Origin of the sequence: Streptomyces melanosporofaciens (assembly GCF_900105695.1) — a bacterium.
GTDB lineage: Bacteria > Actinomycetota > Actinomycetes > Streptomycetales > Streptomycetaceae > Streptomyces > Streptomyces antimycoticus.
In genome coordinates this window covers 2,934,910-2,954,997 of record NZ_FNST01000002.1, presented here as the reverse complement: position 1 = coordinate 2,954,997, position 20,088 = coordinate 2,934,910, and the positions used below count along the sequence as shown (strand labels likewise).

Genomic DNA, 20,088 nt, shown 5'->3' with positions numbered 1-20,088 from the left:
GGATCGTCCCCGATCTTTCTGACCGCTCTGAGGAGCGATTAACGATGTTCGAGAGGTTCACCGACCGCGCGCGGCGGGTTGTCGTCCTGGCTCAGGAAGAAGCCCGGATGCTCAACCACAACTACATCGGCACCGAACACATCCTCCTGGGCCTGATCCACGAGGGTGAGGGTGTCGCCGCTAAGGCCCTGGAGAGCCTCGGGATTTCGCTCGAGGCGGTCCGCCAGCAGGTGGAGGAGATCATCGGGCAGGGCCAGCAGGCCCCGTCCGGGCACATTCCCTTCACCCCCCGTGCCAAGAAGGTGCTGGAGCTGTCGCTCCGCGAGGCCCTTCAGCTCGGCCACAACTACATCGGTACGGAGCACATCCTGCTCGGCCTGATCCGCGAGGGCGAGGGCGTCGCCGCCCAGGTCCTCGTGAAGCTGGGCGCCGATCTGAACCGGGTGCGGCAGCAGGTCATCCAGCTGCTCTCCGGCTACCAGGGCAAGGAGGCCGCCACCGCCGGCGGCCCGGCGGAGGGCACTCCCTCCACCTCGCTCGTCCTGGACCAGTTCGGCCGCAATCTCACCCAGGCCGCCCGCGAATCCAAGCTCGACCCGGTCATCGGGCGCGAGAAGGAGATCGAGCGGGTCATGCAGGTGCTTTCGCGCCGCACCAAGAACAACCCGGTCCTCATCGGCGAGCCCGGCGTCGGCAAGACGGCGGTCGTCGAGGGACTGGCCCAGGCGATCGTCAAGGGCGAGGTGCCCGAGACCCTCAAGGACAAGCACCTCTACACCCTGGACCTGGGCGCCCTGGTCGCCGGCTCCCGCTACCGCGGTGATTTCGAGGAGCGCCTGAAGAAGGTGCTCAAGGAGATCCGCACCCGCGGCGACATCATCCTGTTCATCGACGAGCTCCACACCCTGGTGGGCGCGGGCGCCGCCGAGGGCGCGATCGATGCCGCCAGCATCCTCAAGCCGATGCTGGCGCGGGGCGAGCTGCAGACCATCGGCGCGACCACGCTCGACGAGTACCGCAAGTACCTGGAGAAGGACGCGGCCCTGGAGCGCCGCTTCCAGCCCATCCAGGTCGCCGAGCCGTCGCTGCCCCACACCATCGAGATCCTCAAGGGCCTGCGGGACCGCTACGAGGCGCACCACCGCGTCTCGATCACGGACTCGGCCCTGGTCGCGGCCGCCACCCTGGCCGACCGCTACATCTCGGACCGCTTCCTGCCGGACAAGGCGATCGACCTGATCGACGAGGCCGGTTCCCGGATGCGGATCCGCCGGATGACCGCACCGCCGGACCTGCGCGAATTCGACGAGAAGATCGCCGATGTGCGCCGGGAGAAGGAGTCCGCGATCGACTCGCAGGACTTCGAGATGGCCGCGGGCCTGCGCGACAAGGAGAAGCAGCTCCTGGCCGCCAAGGCGAAGCGGGAGAAGGAGTGGAAGGCCGGCGACATGGACGTCGTCGCCGAGGTCGACGAGGAGCTGATCGCCGAGGTCCTGGCCACGGCCACGGGCATCCCGGTCTTCAAGCTCACCGAGGAGGAGTCCTCCCGGCTGCTGCGCATGGAGGACGAGCTGCACAAGCGCGTCATCGGCCAGAAGGACGCCATCAAGGCGCTCTCCCAGGCCATCCGGCGTACGCGTGCGGGCCTCAAGGACCCCAAGCGCCCCGGTGGCTCGTTCATCTTCGCGGGCCCGTCCGGTGTCGGTAAGACCGAGCTCAGCAAGACTCTCGCCGAATTCCTCTTCGGCGACGAGGACGCGATGATCTCGCTCGACATGTCGGAGTTCAGCGAGAAGCACACCGTCTCGCGGCTCTTCGGCTCCCCGCCCGGATACGTGGGTTACGAGGAGGGCGGCCAGCTCACCGAGAAGGTGCGCCGCAAGCCGTTCTCCGTGGTCCTCTTCGACGAGGTCGAGAAGGCCCACCCGGACATCTTCAACTCGCTGCTGCAGATCCTGGAGGACGGTCGGCTGACCGACTCCCAGGGCCGGGTCGTGGACTTCAAGAACACGGTGATCATCATGACCACCAACCTCGGCACCCGGGACATCTCCAAGGGCTTCAACCTGGGCTTCGCCGCCCAGGGCGATGTGAAGACCGGCTACGAGCGGATGAAGAACAAGGTCAACGAGGAGCTCAAGCAGCACTTCCGGCCCGAGTTCCTCAACCGTGTCGACGACACGGTCGTCTTCCACCAGCTCACCGAGGAAGACATCATCCAGATCGTCGACCTCATGACCACCAAGGTGGACGAGCGGCTCAAGGACCGCGACATGGGCATCGAGCTCAGCGGTGACGCCAAGAAGCTGCTCGCCAAGCGGGGCTACGACCCCGTGCTGGGCGCCCGGCCGCTGCGCCGGACGATCCAGCGCGAGATCGAGGACGTGCTCTCGGAGAAGATCCTCTTCGGCGAGCTGCGGCCGGGCCACATCGTGGTCGTGGACACCGAGGGCGAGGGTGAGGAGAAGAAGTTCACCTTCCGCGGCGAGGAGAAGTCGGCGCTGCCCGACACCCCGCCGATCGAGTCCGCCGCCGGTGGCGCGGGCCCGAACCTCAGCAAGGAGGCGTGACGCGGCGACGCCGCGCCCACGCCTGGGGCCGCCCCGGACCATCCCGGTCCGGGGCGGCCCCCTTTTTTTGTGCGGGCGGATTTGTGCGGGCGGAGCAGTGGCCTTATCCGTAGGCACGCCCCTGAGGGGCCCTGGCGGGGCTCTGCGGGCCCTGGGGGTTTCCCTGGACTTTCCCCGGCGGGGAGGGCAAACGGGAGCCAGGAGCCGCTCAGGGGGCCAGGAGCCGGTCAGGGGCCTGGCCGCCGGGGAGACCCCCAGGAGCCGCGCCTCCGGGCCGCTGCCCTTACGCGCCCGCCACGATCACCTGGACGCCCTCCGGGACCCCGGTCACCCCCGTATTGCGGTGGCTCAGCCGCAGGATGTGCAGCCGGGGGAAGGCGGCCAGCCAGCTCAGGTCCAGGTCCGCGCCCAGGTCGTAGGCGAGCCACAGCTCGGTCAGCCGCTCCGCCACCAGGTCCTCGGCCAGCTGGTCCGGGGTGAGCGCACCGGCTATCTGGACGCAGGGGCGGCCGCCGAGCCGCCGCAGGGCCCGCAGCTCCTCCAGGTCCGACACCGGAAAGTCGAGTTCCCGCTCATCGAGATGGCCGATGATTTCCTCGGCGTAACGATCGGTGTCATATCGCCGCCAGGCGCCCGCGAGCTGCGCCCGTACCGCCCAGGAGGCGCGGCCCCGCAGCCGGACCAGATAGTCGATGGCGCGGTCGTCGGCTATCGAGGTGGCGGTGACGGCCAGCCGGTGGGCTTCCTCATCGGATACGCCGCTGGGATCGGGCAGCATTTCCAGCACGATAGGCCCGATCCAGCCCAGCGCGCGGGCCGCTTCCAGCGAGGTCGGGCGTACCAGATCGCGGGTATAGCGATGCACCCGGGAACGCACCTCGGGGTCCAGCTCCGTCGCGTGTTCCAGACATGCGGCCGCCAGGAGTTTGCGATGGCGGGCATGGACCGGCCGGGCGTCTTTACGGGCCGCCAGCAGCCCCTCCAGGAGGTAGCCGCATTCATCGGGGCGGGCGAGAGCGACCGACATTCTGATCACTTCTTCCCAGTCGTCCAGGTGTGCGTGGTCGATCAGGAAGTCGAAATCGTGCCGTTCGACGACCGCTCTCGCACTGAGATAGTCCTGGAACGTTCGGTGCACGAAATCGACCGAACCGGGTGTGGGCTCGCGCAATAGACCGGTCCGATTGAGCAGATGTCGGTAGATCTCCTCCGGCCCGCCCTGCCGCGCCGCGTGCGGAATGGCCGGGAGGTGCCGGCCGAGCGTCTCGACGGCGGTGGTCCGGTCCATTTCGGACCGGCCGTTGACGAGCATCCAGTGCGCCAGCTTCTGCAGAAGCTGGATCTTCGGTTCCTGGGGGAGGTCGATTCCCTCCGGCGGCAGCATGGCGCGCTCGCGGTCGCGCCGTTCCAGCAGCATGGAAAGGGCCGCGTCATAGAGGGCTTTCCGGCCACGCGGCAGATAGCCGCGGCGGTCCCGGTGCAGCGCGCACAGCAGACCGCACATCAGTGGATTGGTGGCCAGCCGGCCGAGGTCCCGGGTAATCCTTACGGCGTCCAGCAGCGTTTCCTCGTAACCACTCAGCCGGTCCAGATCGGCACCGTCGGTGATGTCCTGGCGGGCGGCCGCATGCCAGCGCCGGATGAACGCGGTGACCCCCTCGCGGCTGAGCGGGGAGAGTTTCAGCTCGGTGAAGCGCTCCGAGGCCAGCCAGTTCTCCCGTACGGCCGAGGGGCGCGAGGTGACCAGCCAGATATTTCCCGGATAGCGGGCCGGAAGCTCGCGCAGCGCCTCCCGCAGCCGCTCACGCTCCCCCTCCGGGGCCTCGTCCACCCCGTCCACGAGCAGCAGCCCGCGCCCGTGGGACAGCACCCGTTCGGCCCAGCCGGGCGGCTGTGCGGCGGTGTGCGGATAGCGGACGGCGGACAGGAAGGCGTCCGGCTCCGGGAAGCCGTCGCGGCGGAACCGGCGCACGGGGAGCACGAAGGGGACCCGCCCGCGCAGCCCCGCCAGCGGGATCGGGAGGTCACCGCGCGCCACGGACACGGCGAGCCGCTGCACCAGCGTGGTCTTGCCCGAGCCCGCCACGCCCCACAGCAGCACCCTTTCGCGTCCGGCGAGGGCCTGTTCCGCGGGGGCGCTCGGGCCTCCGCCGTCGGCCTCGGTCTCCAGGCTGAGATAGGCGGCGTCCAGCGGCCAACTGTCGGGGGAGTGGGTCAGATCGATGCCGTAGATGGTGAGGTGGTCGTGGGCGGCGATGATGTCCTGGGCGTAGCGCTCCTCGAACGCGGCGTCCTCGGCGGCCGTGACGAAGGGGGAGCGGCGGACGAGGAAGCGCAGGATGTGCGCGCAGACGGCCTCCCGCAGCGAGGCGTGCGCCCGGGCGTCGTCCGCGTCCAGCCCCTCGTCGGCGTCGGGGGCGGCGATGGCGAGGTGGCGGGCGAAGGCTTCGGGGCCGAGGCGGACGGCCCGCAGGTCGTCCAGGTCGACGGTGCCGAGGGCGTGGAGGGTGCGGGCGAGGGCGTCGGTGAGTTCGGGGTGCGCCGGCTCTTGTTTCTGATCGACGCCCCCTTCGGTGGCCTCCTTAAGGAGCGCGGCAAGGAGCGCGGAGGCGATCCGGGGCAGGTCCCGTTCGGTCAGCGTCCGGTGGTCGCCCTGGAAGGCGACGAGGGAGGCGATGCGGACGGGCCGGTCCACCGGCCCGTCGGCGACGAAGAGTTCCTGGACCAGTGTGGCTATGGCTGCGGGATCCATGAGGCCCCGTCCCCCGGTGACTGTCGTTCGCCGTTCAGAAGCCACCAGGGTAGGCACGGTCGGTGCCGGATGGGTGGGGGTTCGGCGTGGGTTCCGGGGGCGGCCGGTGGCACGGGGCGGGTGCGCGGTGTGGTGGGCGGTGGTCGCTGGGGTGCGCGGCGGGGTGCGCGGGGGGTGCGCGGTCGGTTGGGTGGTGGGTGCCGGGGGCGGGGCCTCCGGGGCGGCGCCCTGGACCGTATATTTACGGCGCCATTGGCCGGGGACTTGCGTGGGCCGGAGATTGGCGCCACAAATACACGTAAGCGTCCAGGGCACCACCCCTCCGACCCCACCCCCTCCCGCCGTCCCGCGGCCACCCGCCGGTGGTCCCGGCCCCTGACTCGGTCCCGGCCCCGCTCGGTGACCTACCGGTCCGGCTCCTCCACCTCGAAGAGCTCGTCCAAGAGCTCGTCTGCCTGGGAGACGGTGAACGCACGGTCCAGCCAGTGCCGCAGGGTGTCTCGGTAGGTGCATTCGCTGATGCGGCGGCGTGTCTCGGACCGGACGGCGATCCCCCGATGTTCGAGGATGCGCAGGACTCCCTCGGCAAGCCCTGCCGCCTCCCCGTGGGCCTGGCCCTTGAGGAAGGTCTGCTCGATGAGGGTTCCCCGGCCGGGGAAGTAGCTACCTACTACGGCCATGGTGTCGTCAGCCGTCCTCGGTGAAGAGCTCGTTGGCGGTGGAGACGGTCATGGCACGGTCGAGCCAGTGGTCCAGTGTCTTGATGTCGGTGCAGTCGGTGATGCGCTCGCGGATCTCCGCCGAGGTGCGGATCCCCCTGTTTTCCAGGGTGCGCAGCACGGCGCGCGCACCCCCCACAGCCTCACCGACGGCCTTGCCCTTGAGGAAGGTCTCTTCGACAAGGGTGCCGCGACCAGGGAAGTAGCTGCCTACCACGCTCATCAGTTTCCTCCAGACGTCTCGTGCCGGGGTATTCCCCAGGCCGATCTCCAGTAGCTCCGAGTAGTACGGGCGGGACTCCGGGTCGGCCTTGGCGAGGGCCTGAGCGAGTGTTTTCAGTATGGCCGGAGCATTTGGGTCGCGCCCATGTGTCAAGGCGGAGAAGGCAGCCAAGGTCAGATCCTGGGACGCCTCCTCGGGGTCGAGGATCACCGGGACGTTTCCGGGGCCCAGCACCAGCGGGTGTACGGATAGTGCTGTCCACCCCTCCACGCCGATCCGAAAGGGCCCCGCCGCCCAGTCGGCGGTTTTCTTGTCCTGGCAGACTACGAGTAGCAGCACCGGAAGCTCGTGCTTCGCTGCCATGTACGAGAGGTAGTACGCCCAGCTGACCGTCTTGTCCAGGTCGCGGCGCCCCTGTGCCTCGATGGCCAGGAGGAAGCTGCCGCCGTCAGGCGGAACCACGCGCAACACGCTGTCCACGCGCCGCTCCAGCGGGCGGATCTCCGTGGCGTCGGGGGTGAGCACCTCGACGGCTGCTTCCTTTGGCAGCGGGACGTCCAATATGCGGAATACCGGGGCGAGTAACTCCGGTCGTTCTTGAAAGATGCGATGTGCGGCCTCGTGCCGCGAACTGACCATGTGTGTGAACGTAGGGTCGTCGGAGCATGTGCCCGGGGCAAATGACCGGTGATCACCCGATTGGGCGAATGGGTCAGGCCGCGATCTCGTAGGCGTTCTGCTGCGGGGCGAGTTCGAACCAGAGAAGCTTGCCGCTGATGCCGAAGAGGTCGTCGGCGAGGGGGTAGCCGCCCCAGTTGTCGGCGCACAGCCGGACGATGAGCAGGCCCCGGCCGGAGGTCGCGTCCAGGCAGGAGGCGGCCTCGGTGAGGGCCGTGAAGCGGTCGAGGGGGCTGGGCGGGGCGTCGAAGGGGGCGGGGATGGTGGGGTTGGTGTCCCAGATGCTGACGCGGAGACGGCTTTCGCAGAGGTGGCGGATGCGGAGTTGGGCCGGGCCGTCGGAGTGCGGACGGCGTTGGTGACCAGTTCGCAGGTCAGGAGTTCCGCCGTGTCGGTCAGTTCCGTCATGCCGTGGGAGGCAAGGACCGCCCGGAGAGTGGCGCGTGAGATGCGTGCGGCCCGTGGGTCGTTGGGCAGGCGGAGGGAGTACGTCCAGGGGTCGGAGGACGGCGGTACGTTGGCCATGGAGTCTCCCTCGGTCGGGCGAAGTTGGGGCACTTGAGCCACACCGTAGGGCAGGCGGTGGTAGACCTGCTACGAAAACAGCAGCAAGGCTGCTAAATGACTTCGTGTGGGTGACATAGGGAGATCCGGATGCCCCCGAGCAACACCCCGACCCTGACCCAGCGACGCCTGGGGACAGAGCTGCGTAAGCTCCGGGAACGCGCGGGCTTGTCATCAACCGCTGCCGCCGCGCGGCACGGAATCAACCAGGCTCGCCTGAGCAGTATCGAGGCCGGTCGATACCCGGTGAGTGCGGATCGTGTACGCGTCTTCGCCCGTAACTACGCATGTGGGGAGGACGATCTACTGGATGCACTGGCCGACATGACGGGCGGCCGCACCCGGGGCTGGTGGGACGAGTACCGGGAACACCTCCCGGCCAGCTTCGCTGACCTGGCCGAGCTGGAACACCAGGCGCACGGGTTGCGCGTCGCAGTTGTCATCCACATCCCGGGTCTGCTGCAAACCGTGGATCACGCCCGTGCCGTGATCCGGGAAGCAGCTCCGCCGTTGCGGGCATACGAGGTGGAGCATCGACTGTCCCACCGAATGAAGCGACAGGCGATCCTCTACGGCGACAACCCGGTGCCGTACACCGCGATCATCCATGAGGCCGCTCTGAGGATGGAGTTCGGCGGCGTGGAGACGGTCCGCGCTCAGCTTGAACACCTCATCGCCATCAGCGAGATGGATAACGTCACCATCCAGGTGATTCCGTTCGGCGGTGGTGGCACCTTTCCTGGTGCTGGGCAGTCGCTCGACTATGTCATCGGTCCCGTGCCACAACTCGATACGGTGCAGCTCGACCTGGCGTGGGGATGCCAGTTCATCGATGCTGAGGCCGAGCTGGCCAGGTACAGGGCTATCGTCCAGCGCATGAGGACGACTGCTCTCCAGCCACGAGAGTCGCGGGACTTCATCCGTGGCATCTTGCGTGCGATGTGAAGGGAGAAGCGTGTCCGGATACCAGTGGCGGAAGTCGTCTTACAGCGCTAACTCGTCGAACTGCGTGAACGTCGCCGCTGACGACGACGGCATAGCGCTGCGCGAGAGCGACGACCCCGACGTCGTCCTGATCACCAGACCCGCGGTCCTGCGCGCCTTCATACGTGGGGCCAAGGCCGGTGCCTTCGATCGCATCCGGGAAGGCGGGGCTTAAGGCGCGACGGCCCGTCGGGAGAGGGAGGGAGAACAGACGGCCCGTCGCGGCCGTCCGTGACGCTAGGCCCCGGCACTGAGCGGGCACTTAGCGCTTGCTGAGGCCGGAAAAAGGAGAGGCGGGCCGGGTGTCGACCGGGGTACCGTCATCCGCATGGACTCGTTTCTGCAGATCTACGGCTGACACGCCGCTCTCTCCGGCGCACCGGTGACCACGCCCGTGCGCCGGGTCGTCGTGTCCATTTCGCCGTAGACCTGAAACGAGTGATCTCTCATGTCACGTCCGTCCCGTCGCCGTGCCCATATCGCCATGGTCGGCATCCCCGCCATCAGCCACACCCTCCCCAGCCTGGAAGTCATCCGCGAGCTCGTGGCGCGTGGGCACCGGGTGACGTACGCCAACGATCCCTTCGTCGCGGACGTCATCAAGCCGACCGGCGCCGAGTTCGTGCCGTTCGAGTCCACCCTGCCGGTCGCCGACAACGACTGGCCCGAGGACCCGATCGCCGCGATGACGGTGTTCCTGGACGACGCCATCGGCGTCCTGCCCCAACTGCGCGCCGTGTACGACCGCGACCCGGCCGATCTGTATCTGTACGACATCGGCGCGTACGCCGCCCGTGCGCTCGCCGAGGCGCAGGGGCGCCCGGTGGTCCAGGTGTCACCGACGATCGTGGCCTGGGAGGGGTATCACGACGAGTTCGGGGCGCAGATCATGAGCCTTCCCGGTGCGGAGGCGTACCAGGAGAAGTTCGCGGCATGGCTCGCCGGGGCCGGCGCCACCACCACGGAGCCGAACGCCTTCTCCGGCCTGCCGCCGCGCTGCGTCGCGCTCATTCCCCGTGCGATGCAGCCGAACGCCGACCGGGTGAACACCGAGGTCGTGACGTTCGTCGGGCCGTGCCTCGGCGACCGTGCCGACCAGGGCGGCTGGGAGCGCCCCGCGGGCGCGGAGAAGGTGCTGCTGATCTCCCTGGGGTCGGCGTACACCCGGCAGGCCGGCTTCTACCGCGAGTGCGTCGCGGCCTTCGGGGAGCTGCCCGGATGGCATGTGGTGCTGCAGATCGGCAAGTACGTGGACCCGGGTGAGCTGGGCGAGATCCCTGCGAACATCGAGGTCCACAACTGGGTTCCCCAGCTCGCGATTCTGGAGCGGGCCGACGCGTTCATCACCCATGCGGGGATGGGCGGCAGCAACGAGGGGCTGTACACCGGCTGTCCGATGATCGCCGTGCCGCAGGGGGCCGAACAGGCCATGAACGCCGACCGGCTGGTGGAGCTGGGCGTGGCCCGCCGTATCGACACGGCGGATGCCACCGCCGAGGTGCTGCGTGCCGCTCTGACCGAGCTCACCGCGGATCCGGAGGTCGCGCGCGTCTCGGCGCGGCTGCGGGACGAGGTGCGGGCCGAGGGCGGCACCGGACGGGCCGCCGATCTGATCGAGGACGCGCTGCGCTGACATGACGATGGCCCGGCCGCTTGTGGCGGCCGGGCCATCGGCAGGCGTCGGGCGACTACTTCACGATCGTGATGCGGTCCGCCTTCGGCGGGTCCAGCGGCGAGGACTGCGACGAGTGCGCGCCCAGGTAGGCCGTGAACGCGTCCAGGTCGGAGGCGCCGACGAGCTTGTTCTTGCCGTCCTTGAAGGCGGGGAAGCCGTCGCCGCCGCCCGCGAGGAACTCGTTCATCGCGACCCGGTAGGTCTTGGCGGGGTCGATCGGCTCACCGTTCAGCTTCACCGTGTCCGTGACGATCCGGTCCTTGCCGGACTTGGTCAGATCCAGGGTGTAGGTGAGGCTCCTGGAGACCTGGAGGATCTTCGGGGACGCCTCGTTGGAGCCGCTGACCTGCTGCTGGAGCGCGGAGATGAGCTGGGAGCCGGTCAGGTCGATCACGTTCATCATGTTGGTGAACGGCTGGACGGTGAACGCCTCGCCGTAGGTCACCACCCCGTCGCCCTCACTGCCCGACGCCTTGTGGGCGAGGTCGGAGCGGATGCCGCCGGGGTTCATGAAGGCGAGTTGGGCGCCGCCCTTGTCGGCCGGGGAGAGCGCTTCGAGCTGGCCGTCGGCGATGACGTCGCCCAGGGGCGTCTCGTACGCGGTGGAGCCGCGGCCGTTGACGTCGGCGGAGATATAGCCGACCGGCTCGCCCGCGATCGGGGCGGCCAGCTTGTTCCAGCGCCCGATGAGCGAGGTCATGTCGGGCGCCTTGGGCTGGTCGCGGTCGACGACGTGGTTCGCCGCGTCGGCGCCCTTCACGTTCGTCCGCACGATGTCGCCGGTGCGGCGGTCGTAGGTGAGCGTGGTGTCCGTGTAGAGACGGCCGAAGGAGGCCGCGGAGGTCACGGTGCGCGGGGTGCCGGACGGGTCCGGGATGGTGCAGGTGTACGCCTGGTGGGTGTGGCCGGTGACCAGGGCGTCGACCGTGGGCGAGATGTTCTTGGCGATGTCGACGATGGGGCCGGAGATGCCCTTGCCCGCACCGCCGTTGTCGCAGTCGTCGTTGTACGAGGCGGAGGCGGGCAGCCCGCCCTCGTGGATGAGCGCGACGATCGACTTCACGCCCTTGCGCTGCAGCTCCTTGGCGTACTTGTTGACCGTCTCGACCTCGTCGTGGAACTTCAGGCCCTTGACGCCCTCGGCGGTGACGATGTCCGGGGTGCCCTCGAGGGTGACCCCGATGAAGCCGATCTTCACGCCCTTGTGCTTCCACACGGTGTAGGGCTTGAGGATGGGCTTGCCGGTCTTCTCGTCGGTGACGTTCGCGGCGAGGTAGGGGAAGTCGGCGCCCGGGAAGTCCTTGCCCTTCTCGTAGCAGCCCTCCTTGGGGTGGCAGCCGCCGTTCTGAATCCGGCTCAGCTCGGCGCGGCCCTCGTCGAATTCATGGTTGCCGACCGCGGTGACGTCGAGGTCCAGCTTGTTGAGCGCCTCGATGGTCGGCTCGTCGTGGAAGAGACCGGACAGCAGCGGGCTGGCGCCGATCATGTCGCCGCCGGCGGCGGTGACGGAGTAATCGTGGCCCTTACGGGCGTCACGGAGGGAGGTGGCCAGGTATTCGGCGCCACCCGCCGGGATGGTCTTGGTGGTGCCGTCCGGCTGGGCCTCGGTGACGGTGCCGGAGGAGCCCTGCGGGGGCTCCAGGTTTCCGTGCAGGTCGTTGAAGGACAGCAGCTGTACGTCGACGGTGCGCCCGGGCCGGTGCTTGTCCGAGGCGGCGGCGGTGTCCGCGCCCGCCGGGCCCACGGCGGTCAGCACCCCGGCCGCGGCGGCCAGCACCGCGACTCCCGTGGCCAACCGGCGTGCCGCCCCGCGCCGTTGAGGTCTCGCTGGCATGTCGTCCCCTTGTGTGCCCCGTGATGGATGGTGGGGCGCAGCTTACGGTCAACGCGCGTAGCGGGGCAGGGGGATGAGGTGAAGAGCTGATGGCCGGACGTCAACGGGGTGGTCCGATGGGTCAGCCGGGTGACTCGCCGGTACGAAATTGTGCAGCGGCTTGCCGCACAAGGGGGCCGCCGTAGGCTCGGCCTTATGAATGACGTGGTGAACGAGACATCCGGTGCCCGGCGGCTCGATGTGCTGGAGGAGCTGACGCCCACCGAGGCGCAGGATGTGCTGCGGCTGGTCGCGGAGTCCGCGCACGCCGATGGTCAGCAGGCCGTGTCCGAGCAGGGGCGGCTGCAGCTTCGGGGGCGGCGGGAGGGCGTGCGGCATCTGGTGCTGCGGGAGCCGAGCGGGGAGCTGGTGGGATACGCGCAGCTTGAGGACACCGACCCGGTGGAGGCCCCGGCCGCCGAGCTGGTCGTGCACCCGGCGCACCGCGGGCAGGGGCATGGCCGGGCGCTGGGAGTGACCCTGCTGAGGGAATCGGGGAAGCGGCTGCGGGTGTGGGCGCACGGGGGGCATGCCTCGGCGCGCCATCTGGCCCAGGTGCTGGGACTGACGCTGTTCCGGGAGCTGCGCCAGATGCGCCGGCCCCTGGGGTCGCTCGCGGAGCTGGGCCTGCCGGAGCCCACGTGGCCGGAAGGCGTGAGCGTACGGACCTTCCGGCCCGGCGAGGACGACGCCGCCTGGCTGGCGGCGAACGCGGCGGCCTTCGCCCACCACCCCGAGCAGGGCTCACTCACCCAGCGTGACCTCGACGACCGTAAGGGCGAGCCGTGGTTCGATCCGGCGGGGTTCTTCCTGGCCGAGCGCGAGGGGCGGATCGTCGGCTTCCACTGGACCAAGGTGCATGCCGAGGAGCGGCTGGGGGAGGTGTACGTCGTGGGCGTGCGGCCGGACGCGCAGGGTGGCGGGCTCGGTAAGGCGCTCACGTCGGTCGGGCTGCGGCATCTTGCCGCCCAGGGGCTGCCGACCGCGATGCTCTATGTGGACGCCGACAACTTCGCCGCGGTCGCGGTCTACGAACGGCTCGGCTTCGTCACCCATGAGACGGACCTGATGTACCGGACCGAGACCTGAGCCGGCCCCGGCCCGGGGCGCTCGAGAGGGCGGAACCCCAGGGGGTCGGACCCCTGGGGGATGGGTCCCGATTTCCTACGCGCCATGTGTCCGTTACCGGCGATTCAACCTTGGTTGCGAGCATCACTGAATGCAGCCCGCTGTGCCGAATTCGTCGAACCGGAGGCTCCGTGCCGTTTCCGCACCCGCTTCCGCGACGCCGTCTTCGCCTCCGGCGCGGAACAATGAATTCATGAGCGACAGCAGCGGTCAGGCATCGGTTTCCCCTCAGCCACAGCGCCAGCCCTCGGTCGGGTCCATCGCGGCCCATCGGCCGCGTGCTGTGGCCGCGCCACCGGTGCGCTCGCTCGACCCCGACCTCGACGCCGACCTGGACTCGTACGAGGAGGGGGCCGGGCCCGACCTGGTGGACGGGGAGTTGCCGCAGAGGCGGTTCCTGGACCGGGAGCGCAGCTGGCTGGCGTTCAACGAGCGGGTGCTGGAGCTGGCCGAGGACCCCTCCACCCCGCTGCTGGAGCGGGCCAACTTCCTGGCGATCTTCGCCAGTAATCTGGACGAGTTCTTCATGGTGCGGGTCGCCGGCCTCAAGCGGCGCATCGCGACCGGGGTCGCCACCCGCTCGGCCTCCGGGCTGCAGCCGCGCGAGGTGCTGGATCTGATCTGGAACCGGTCCCGTGAGCTCATGGCCCGGCACGCCGCCTGCTATCAGCAGGACGTCGCCCCGGCGCTCGCGGAGGAGGGCATCCATCTGGTCCGCTGGCCGGATCTGAGCGAGAAGGAGCAGTCCCGCCTCTTCACCCTCTTCCGGCAGCAGATCTTCCCCGTGCTGACCCCGCTCGCGGTGGACCCGGCACACCCCTTCCCCTATATTTCGGGGCTTTCGCTCAATCTCGCGGTCGTGGTGCGCAACCCGGTGAGCGGGCATGATCACTTCGCACGTGTGAAGGTCCCGCCGTCGCTCTCCCGGTTCCTGGAGGCGTCGCCGCAGCGGTATGTGCCGCTGGAGGACGTGATCGCGGCGCATCTGGAGGCGCTCTTCCCGGGGATGGAGGTGCTCGCGCACCACATGTTCCGGGTGACCCGCAACGAGGACCTCGAGGTCGAGGAGGACGACGCCGAGAACCTCCTGCAGGCCCTGGAGAAGGAGCTGCTGCGCCGCCGCTTCGGGCCCCCGGTGCGGCTGGAGGTCGAGGAGTCCATCGACCCGTATGTGCTGGACCTGCTGGTGCGCGAGCTGAAGATTTCGGACGCCGAGGTCTATCCGCTGCCGGGGCCGCTCGACCTCACCGGGCTGTTCGGGATAGCCGCGCTGGACCGGCCGGAGCTGAAGTACCCCAAGTTCGTGGCGGGCACCCACCGGGACCTCGCCGAGGTGGAGTCCGCGTCCCCGCCCGACATCTTCGCGGCGCTGCGTGAGCGGGACGTCCTCCTCCACCACCCGTACGACTCGTTCTCCACCTCCGTGCAGGCGTTCCTGGAGCAGGCGGCCGCCGATCCGGACGTGCTGGCGATCAAGCAGACGCTCTACCGCACCTCCGGCAAGTCGCCGATCGTCGACGCGCTGATAGACGCCGCCGAGTCGGGCAAGCAGGTGCTGGTGCTCGTGGAGATCAAGGCGCGGTTCGACGAGCACGCCAACATCAAGTGGGCGCGGAAGCTGGAAGAGGCCGGCTGCCATGTCGTCTACGGCCTCCTCGGCCTGAAGACCCACTGCAAGCTGTCGCTGGTGGTCCGCCAGGAGGGCGACACCCTGACCCGCTACTCGCATGTGGGCACCGGCAACTACCACCCCAAGACCGCCCGGCTGTATGAGGACCTGGGGCTGCTGACGGCGAATTCCCAGGTCGGCGCCGACCTCTCCGACCTCTTCAACCGGCTGAGCGGCTACTCCCGGCGGGAGAACTACCGGCGGCTGCTGGTCGCCCCCAAGTCGCTGCGCGACGGGCTGATCACCCGGATCAACAAGGAGATCACCCACCATCGGGCCGGGCGTCCGTCCTACGTCAAGATCAAGGTCAATTCGATGGTCGACGAGGCCGTCGTCGACGCCCTCTACCGGGCCTCGCAGGCCGGAGTGCCGGTCGATGTGTGGGTGCGCGGCATCTGCGCGCTGCGGCCGGGTGTCCCCGGGCTCTCGGAGAACATCCGGGTCCGCTCGGTCCTCGGACGCTTCCTTGAGCATTCGCGCGTATTCGCGTTCGGTAACGGCGGCGAGCCGGAGGTGTGGATCGGCAGCGCCGACATGATGCACCGCAACCTCGACCGCCGGATCGAGGCGCTGGTGCGGGTCACCGACCCCGGCCACCGCGCCGCCCTCAACCGCCTGCTGGAGACCGGGATGTCCGACTCCACCTCCTCCTGGCATCTGGGCCCGGACGGCGAGTGGACACGGCATGCGACGGACGCGGAAGGCCAGCCGCTGCGGAACGTTCAGGAGATGCTCATCGACGCCCGGAGGCGACGGCGTGGTTCAACGACATGACCTGTCACCGGCCGGGATGACGGGCGCCGCGGATCCGGCCGCCGCCCCGCCCTGCCCAGGGGCGGACGGCATGACGGACCGGGGTGTGCCGGAGCGCGGTGCGACGACGGACCGGGGGACGGCGGAGCGGGGGACGGCGGAGCGGGCGGCGGAGGCCGCGGCGGCACCTTCGTGGGAGTCGGCGACGGCCGGTGAGGTGCTGTCGGCGTATCTGCACGCCCGGGCCGGGGACTTCCTCCGCAGCCTGCGGCTGCACCGCGAGAGCGGCTCCGATGTGCAGGAGGCGGCCGAGGCCGCCCGGCTGCTGCGCCGCGCGGCGCGGCGGATCAGCGGCGCACTCTACGTCTACCGCCCGCTCACCGATACGGCCTGGTCCGATCAGTTGCGGACCGAGCTGGCCTGGCTGTCGGGCACGCTGGCGCGGGAGCACGCCTACGCGGAGCGGCTGGACCGGCTGCGCGGCGCCCTGCACCGGCTCTCCGGCGCGGGCGGCTCCTCGGACCGGTCGTCGCAGGGCGAGGGGACGGCCGCCGAGTTCGCGAGCTCCGGTGAGTGGCCCGCCGAGGGCGTCCCGAACGGCGCGCATGCCACGAGCGCGGCGCGCACCGCGCGCGGCGGGGTCACGGTCGCGGTCGACGGCGCGGGGGGCGGGCCCTCCGGCACCGCGGGCGCCGGAGGTACTGCGGGCGCTGCAGGTACCGCCGCCGCCGTCCCGCCCCGTTCCACCCGTGCCGCGCGCCGCGGTGTCTCCCTGGCCGCCGGTGCGCCGGGAAGCGGAGCCGCGGATCCTGTCGGGGGCAGGGTGCGCGGTCCGGTCCGGCCGACCCGGGCGGCGCCGAGGGCGCGGCCGGGACGTCCAGGGACGAGGGCCGGGCGGCCGGACGGCGGCGCGGCGAGCGCGGCGAGCGCGGTGACAACAGCGGCCGGACCGCCAAGGGCGAGAAGGCCGACCGGCCTGGCCGGCCGGGCGCGGCCCACCAGCGCGCCGGTGCCGAGGAGGAGGCCCGCGGCGGGGCGCTGACCGTGGGCGCGGCCCGCGCCGGAGCGCTGCTGGAGCGCCAGCTCACCCTGGCCCGGACCCGGGCCCACACCGCGGCCCTGGAGGCGCTCGGCTCCTCCCGCTTCCACGCGGTCGCCGACACCGTCGCCCTGCTCGCCTCCGACGCCCCGCTCGACGAGGCCAACGCCGCCCGCCCCGCCGGGCAGGTGCTGCCGCCGCTCGCCGAACTGGCGAACCGGCGGCTGGCCGAGGCGGTGGAGGCGCTGCCGCTGATCCGCGCCGGACATCCGTACAACGCGGAGGCGCTGGTCCACGGCCTGGCGGCGACCTCGGCGGCGGACGCCCCGCCCGCCAGCGAGCGCCAGGACGCCCCCTGGCACCAGGTGCGCCATCTGCTGCGGCTGCGGCGGTACGCCCTGGAGGTGCTCGACCAGGTGTGGCAGCAGCCGGACGGGGCAGACGGGCCAGGTGGGTTCGGGCCGGGCGGGTCCGGCCCCGCGGACGCCGAGCCACCGCTGTCCGTACGGCTCCTGGCCGCCGGACAGGCGCTGGAGCGCCACCGCGACGCGGCCGAGGCGGCCGCCGCCGCGGCGGCGGCCGCCCGTACGCCCCGGATCGCCCCGGCGACGGCGTACGCGCTGGGCGTGCTCCACGCCGATCAGCGGCATGAGGTCGAGGCGGCCCGCTTCGCGTTCGGCCGGATCTGGCGGCGCGTGGCCACCAGATCCTCCTGACGGCGGGACGCCCGGGGCGAGCGGTGACAAGAGACGACGCATAGGCACGAAGAATGCGGTGGAGACCGGGGAGGGAGACGGCGGATGAACCGGTCGGATTCCCGTGGTGACAGGGGAGCGGACACCGGGACGGTCCTGGCGGCGGGCTGTGTGCTGTGGCGACGGTCCCCGCACGGCGGCGGGCTGGAGATCGCCCTCGTCCACCGCCCCCGCTACGACGACTGGTCCCACCCCAAGGGCAAGCTGAAGCAGGGCGAGGACGCGCTGCACGGCGCCGTGCGCGAGGTCGTCGAGGAGACCGGTATGGGCTGCGCCCCGGGGGCGGTGCTGCCCACCCTCCACTACATGGCCAAGGGCCGCCCCAAGGAGGTCCGCTACTGGGCGGCGGAGGCCGTCGACGACGAGACCTTCGTACCCAACCGCGAGGTCGACCGCCTGCTCTGGCTGCCCCCGGACGCGGCCCGCCTCCGCCTCTCCTACGACCACGACCGCACGCTCGTCGACGCGCTGCTGCACGCTCTGCGGCCGTCCTGAACCGCCCTCGGGACCGGGTCAGCGGCGGCGCAGACTCTTGTCCGCGAGCGCCGGCGGCAGGTAGTAGCTGTCGTCCCGGTTGAGGTCGGTACCCGGCGGGACGATCTCGTCGATCCGGTCCAGGACGTCCTGGCTCAGCTCCACCTCGGCCCCGGCGAGCAGATCCTCCAGCTGCTCCATGGTGCGCGGGCCGATGATCACCGAGGTGATGGCCGGATGGGCCCGTACGAAGGCGATGGCCAGATGCGGCAGCGAGAGCCCGGCGTCGGAGGCCAGCTCGGACAGCGCGCCGACCGCCTCCAGCTTGCGCGCGTTGCCGGGCAGCGTCGGGTCGAACTTGTGCTTCTCCACGGCCGCCCGGCCGCCCGACAGATCGACGTCGGACGCCTTGGTGTAGCGGCCCGTGAGCCAGCCCGCGGAGAGCGGGCCCCAGCTCAGCACGCCCATCCCGTACCGCTGCGCGGTCGGCAGCACCGCCGCCTCCGCGCCCCGCGCCAGCATCGAGTACGGCGGCTGCTCGCTGCGGAACCGCACATGCCCGCGCCGGTCGGAGACCCACTGGGCCTCCACGATCTGCTCGGCCGGGAAGGTGGAGGATCCGACGGCGCGCACCTTGCCCGCGCGGACCAGGTCGGACAGGACGGACAGCGTCTCGTCGATGTCCGTCGTGGGGTCCGGCCGGTGGATCTGGTAGAGGTCGATGTAGTCCGTGCCCAGGCGGCGCAGGCTGTACTCGATCTCGCGGGTGATCCAGCGCCGTGAGTTGCCGCCCTCGTTGGGGTCCTCGCCCATCGGGAAATGGGCCTTGGTGGCCAGGACGATGTCCTCGCGGCGGCCCTTGAGGGCCTTGCCGACGATCTCCTCGGACTCGCCCTCGGAGTAGACGTCGGCGGTGTCGACGAAGTTGATGCCCGCGTCCAGGGCGCGGTGGATGATCCGTACCGAGTCGTCGTGGTCGGGGTTGCCGATGGCGCCGAACATCATCGCGCCCAGGGCGTACTCGCTCACCGAGATGCCCGTCCCACCGAGGATCCTGCGCTTCATGGCTGGTGCCTTCCGCTGATTTCCATGGCGTCTGCTGTCCATGGCCGGCCTCTGCTGTCCATGGCGTCTGCTGTCCATGGCCCTTTGCGCCTTCAGCCTCGGGTCCGGGCGGACACCTCACCAGGCCCGGCTCAACCTGGGTCTGCCAGAACCACCTGTCCGGCCCAGAAGCGGGCGGCGCGCGGATAATGGACGGATGGGCCATGGCGAACCGGAGATCAAGTCGTTCCTCAAGGCGCGCCGCGCCGCGCTCGACCCGGCCGAGCTCGGGCTGCCGGAGGGGATCGTGCGGCGCCGGGTGCGGGGGCTGCGCCGTGAGGAGGTCGCCCAGCTGGCCGGGATCAGCGTCGACTACTACACCCGTATCGAGCAGGGCCGGGCCCCGGCCATCTCGGACTCGGTGGTCGACGGACTGGCGCGGGCGCTGCGGCTGACCCCGTCCGAGCACACGTATCTGCGCAACATCACCCTGCCGCGGCAGCGCGGCGGAGCGGCCGACCCCGACCCGCGGCCGCGCGTGCGGCCGGAGATCCAGCAGCTTCTGAACGCGATGGACGGAAATGTCCCGGCCTATGTCTACGGTCCGGCGATGGACATCCTGGCCTGGAACCGGCTCGGCACCCGGCTCTGCATCGACTACCCCGCGATCCCCGAGGAGCGGCGCAACGGCCCGCTGCTGGTCTTCCTCGACCCCCGGCTCAAGGAGATCCATCCGAACTGGGCCGAGGTCGCCGACGACACGGTGGCCGGGCTGCGCGCGGAGGTCGGGCGCCATCCCGGCAACTCACGGGTGTGCCGGGTGACCCATGAGCTGCTGGAGCGGAGCGAGGAGTTCCGGCGGCGGTGGGAGGCACAGGAGGTGCAGGAGCGGACGCGGGGCGTCAAGCGGTTCCGCCATCCGGAGATGGGGGAGCTGGTGCTGCGGTTCGAGGCGTTCGCCCTGCCGGCCGATCCGGGGCAGATGCTGTGCACGTACACGGCCGACGAGGGGTCGGCGACGGCGGAGGCGCTGAAGGTGCTGGCGGGCGCGGCGGCGGTGGCCTGACCTCCCGAGCCGCCGCCCGGCGCCCCGCCCTTCGCCCCGACCCTGTTGCGTCCAACCTCCTTGACGTGACTGGAAAGTTTCCTTACTTTCAACTCCTCTCACGGTGGCGCGCTAGGGCAATG

Annotated in this window: 13 protein-coding genes and 3 pseudogenes; 10 read left to right on the top strand and 6 right to left on the bottom strand. The window is 70.4% G+C overall.

Annotated elements, in window-relative coordinates; all coding sequences use genetic code 11:
- Window positions 1-44 precede the first annotated feature (44 nt).
- Window positions 45-2,570, top strand: a complete 2,526-nt coding sequence (locus BLV72_RS15020; RefSeq protein ID WP_093462814.1) for an ATP-dependent Clp protease ATP-binding subunit — start codon at window positions 45-47, stop codon at window positions 2,568-2,570.
- A 283-nt stretch (window positions 2,571-2,853) separates the two neighbouring features.
- Here BLV72_RS15020 and BLV72_RS15015 read toward each other — a convergent pair whose 3' ends face one another.
- The 4 genes and pseudogenes from BLV72_RS15015 to BLV72_RS49825 all read right to left on the bottom strand — a co-directional run bounded on the left by BLV72_RS15015 (window position 2,854) and on the right by BLV72_RS49825 (window position 7,467).
- Window positions 2,854-5,322: an NACHT domain-containing protein gene (locus tag BLV72_RS15015; protein ID WP_093462813.1), complete on the bottom strand. Its 2,469-nt coding sequence runs from the start codon at window positions 5,320-5,322 to the stop codon at window positions 2,854-2,856.
- Window positions 5,323-5,726: 404 nt separating this feature from the next.
- Window positions 5,727-6,002 (bottom strand): hypothetical protein, encoded by a 276-nt coding sequence (locus BLV72_RS15010; RefSeq protein ID WP_093462811.1) that lies wholly within the window; start codon window positions 6,000-6,002, stop codon window positions 5,727-5,729.
- Window positions 6,003-6,009: 7 nt separating this feature from the next.
- On the bottom strand, window positions 6,010-6,903 hold the full coding sequence (locus tag BLV72_RS15005; protein WP_093462810.1) for a hypothetical protein: 894 nt from the start codon (window positions 6,901-6,903) through the stop codon (window positions 6,010-6,012).
- Window positions 6,904-6,976: 73 nt separating this feature from the next.
- Window positions 6,977-7,467 (bottom strand): annotated as a pseudogene (locus BLV72_RS49825) (ATP-binding protein).
- Window positions 7,468-7,596: 129 nt separating this feature from the next.
- On the opposite strand from BLV72_RS49825, the gene BLV72_RS14995 reads away from it, so the two are divergent.
- The 3 genes from BLV72_RS14995 (at window position 7,597) to BLV72_RS14985 (ending at window position 10,123) form a co-directional block, all read left to right on the top strand.
- Window positions 7,597-8,451 (top strand): helix-turn-helix domain-containing protein, encoded by an 855-nt coding sequence (locus tag BLV72_RS14995; RefSeq protein WP_093462808.1) that lies wholly within the window; start codon window positions 7,597-7,599, stop codon window positions 8,449-8,451.
- Entirely contained in the window at window positions 8,429-8,665 is a 237-nt protein-coding gene (locus BLV72_RS14990) for a DUF397 domain-containing protein (RefSeq protein ID WP_342030663.1), read from the top strand. Before BLV72_RS14995 ends, BLV72_RS14990 begins: the two co-directional genes overlap by 23 nt.
- A gap of 273 nt (window positions 8,666-8,938) precedes the next feature.
- Window positions 8,939-10,123, top strand: a complete 1,185-nt coding sequence (locus BLV72_RS14985; protein ID WP_093462805.1) for a macrolide family glycosyltransferase — start codon at window positions 8,939-8,941, stop codon at window positions 10,121-10,123.
- Between the two features lie 55 nt (window positions 10,124-10,178).
- On the opposite strand, the gene BLV72_RS14980 is transcribed toward BLV72_RS14985, so the two are convergent.
- A complete protein-coding gene (locus BLV72_RS14980) occupies window positions 10,179-11,999 on the bottom strand; it encodes a bifunctional metallophosphatase/5'-nucleotidase (RefSeq protein ID WP_093462804.1) in 1,821 nt (606 codons plus the stop codon).
- A 195-nt stretch (window positions 12,000-12,194) separates the two neighbouring features.
- On the opposite strand from BLV72_RS14980, the gene mshD reads away from it, so the two are divergent.
- The 5 genes and pseudogenes from mshD to BLV72_RS14960 all read left to right on the top strand — a co-directional run bounded on the left by mshD (window position 12,195) and on the right by BLV72_RS14960 (window position 17,877).
- Window positions 12,195-13,127: a mycothiol synthase gene (gene mshD / locus BLV72_RS14975; protein WP_093462802.1), complete on the top strand. Its 933-nt coding sequence runs from the start codon at window positions 12,195-12,197 to the stop codon at window positions 13,125-13,127.
- 232 nt (window positions 13,128-13,359) lie between these two features.
- Window positions 13,360-15,609, top strand: coding sequence for an RNA degradosome polyphosphate kinase (locus BLV72_RS14970; RefSeq protein ID WP_093462801.1), 2,250 nt, complete (start codon window positions 13,360-13,362; stop codon window positions 15,607-15,609).
- Window positions 15,521-16,027 (top strand): annotated as a pseudogene (locus BLV72_RS52010) (CHAD domain-containing protein); the annotation flags it as partial. The gene BLV72_RS14970 and the pseudogene BLV72_RS52010, both read left to right, overlap by 89 nt.
- A gap of 425 nt (window positions 16,028-16,452) precedes the next feature.
- A pseudogene (locus tag BLV72_RS49815) lies at window positions 16,453-17,343 on the top strand (CHAD domain-containing protein); the annotation flags it as partial.
- Between the two features lie 84 nt (window positions 17,344-17,427).
- Window positions 17,428-17,877: an NUDIX hydrolase gene (locus BLV72_RS14960; protein WP_093462799.1), complete on the top strand. Its 450-nt coding sequence runs from the start codon at window positions 17,428-17,430 to the stop codon at window positions 17,875-17,877.
- Between the two features lie 18 nt (window positions 17,878-17,895).
- Here BLV72_RS14960 and BLV72_RS14955 read toward each other — a convergent pair whose 3' ends face one another.
- Window positions 17,896-18,921 (bottom strand): aldo/keto reductase, encoded by a 1,026-nt coding sequence (locus BLV72_RS14955; protein ID WP_093462798.1) that lies wholly within the window; start codon window positions 18,919-18,921, stop codon window positions 17,896-17,898.
- Between the two features lie 196 nt (window positions 18,922-19,117).
- Here BLV72_RS14955 and BLV72_RS14950 point away from each other — a divergent pair, with 196 nt between their 5' ends.
- Window positions 19,118-19,966 (top strand): helix-turn-helix transcriptional regulator, encoded by an 849-nt coding sequence (locus tag BLV72_RS14950; protein WP_093462797.1) that lies wholly within the window; start codon window positions 19,118-19,120, stop codon window positions 19,964-19,966.
- The last annotated feature ends 122 nt before the right edge of the window (window positions 19,967-20,088 follow it).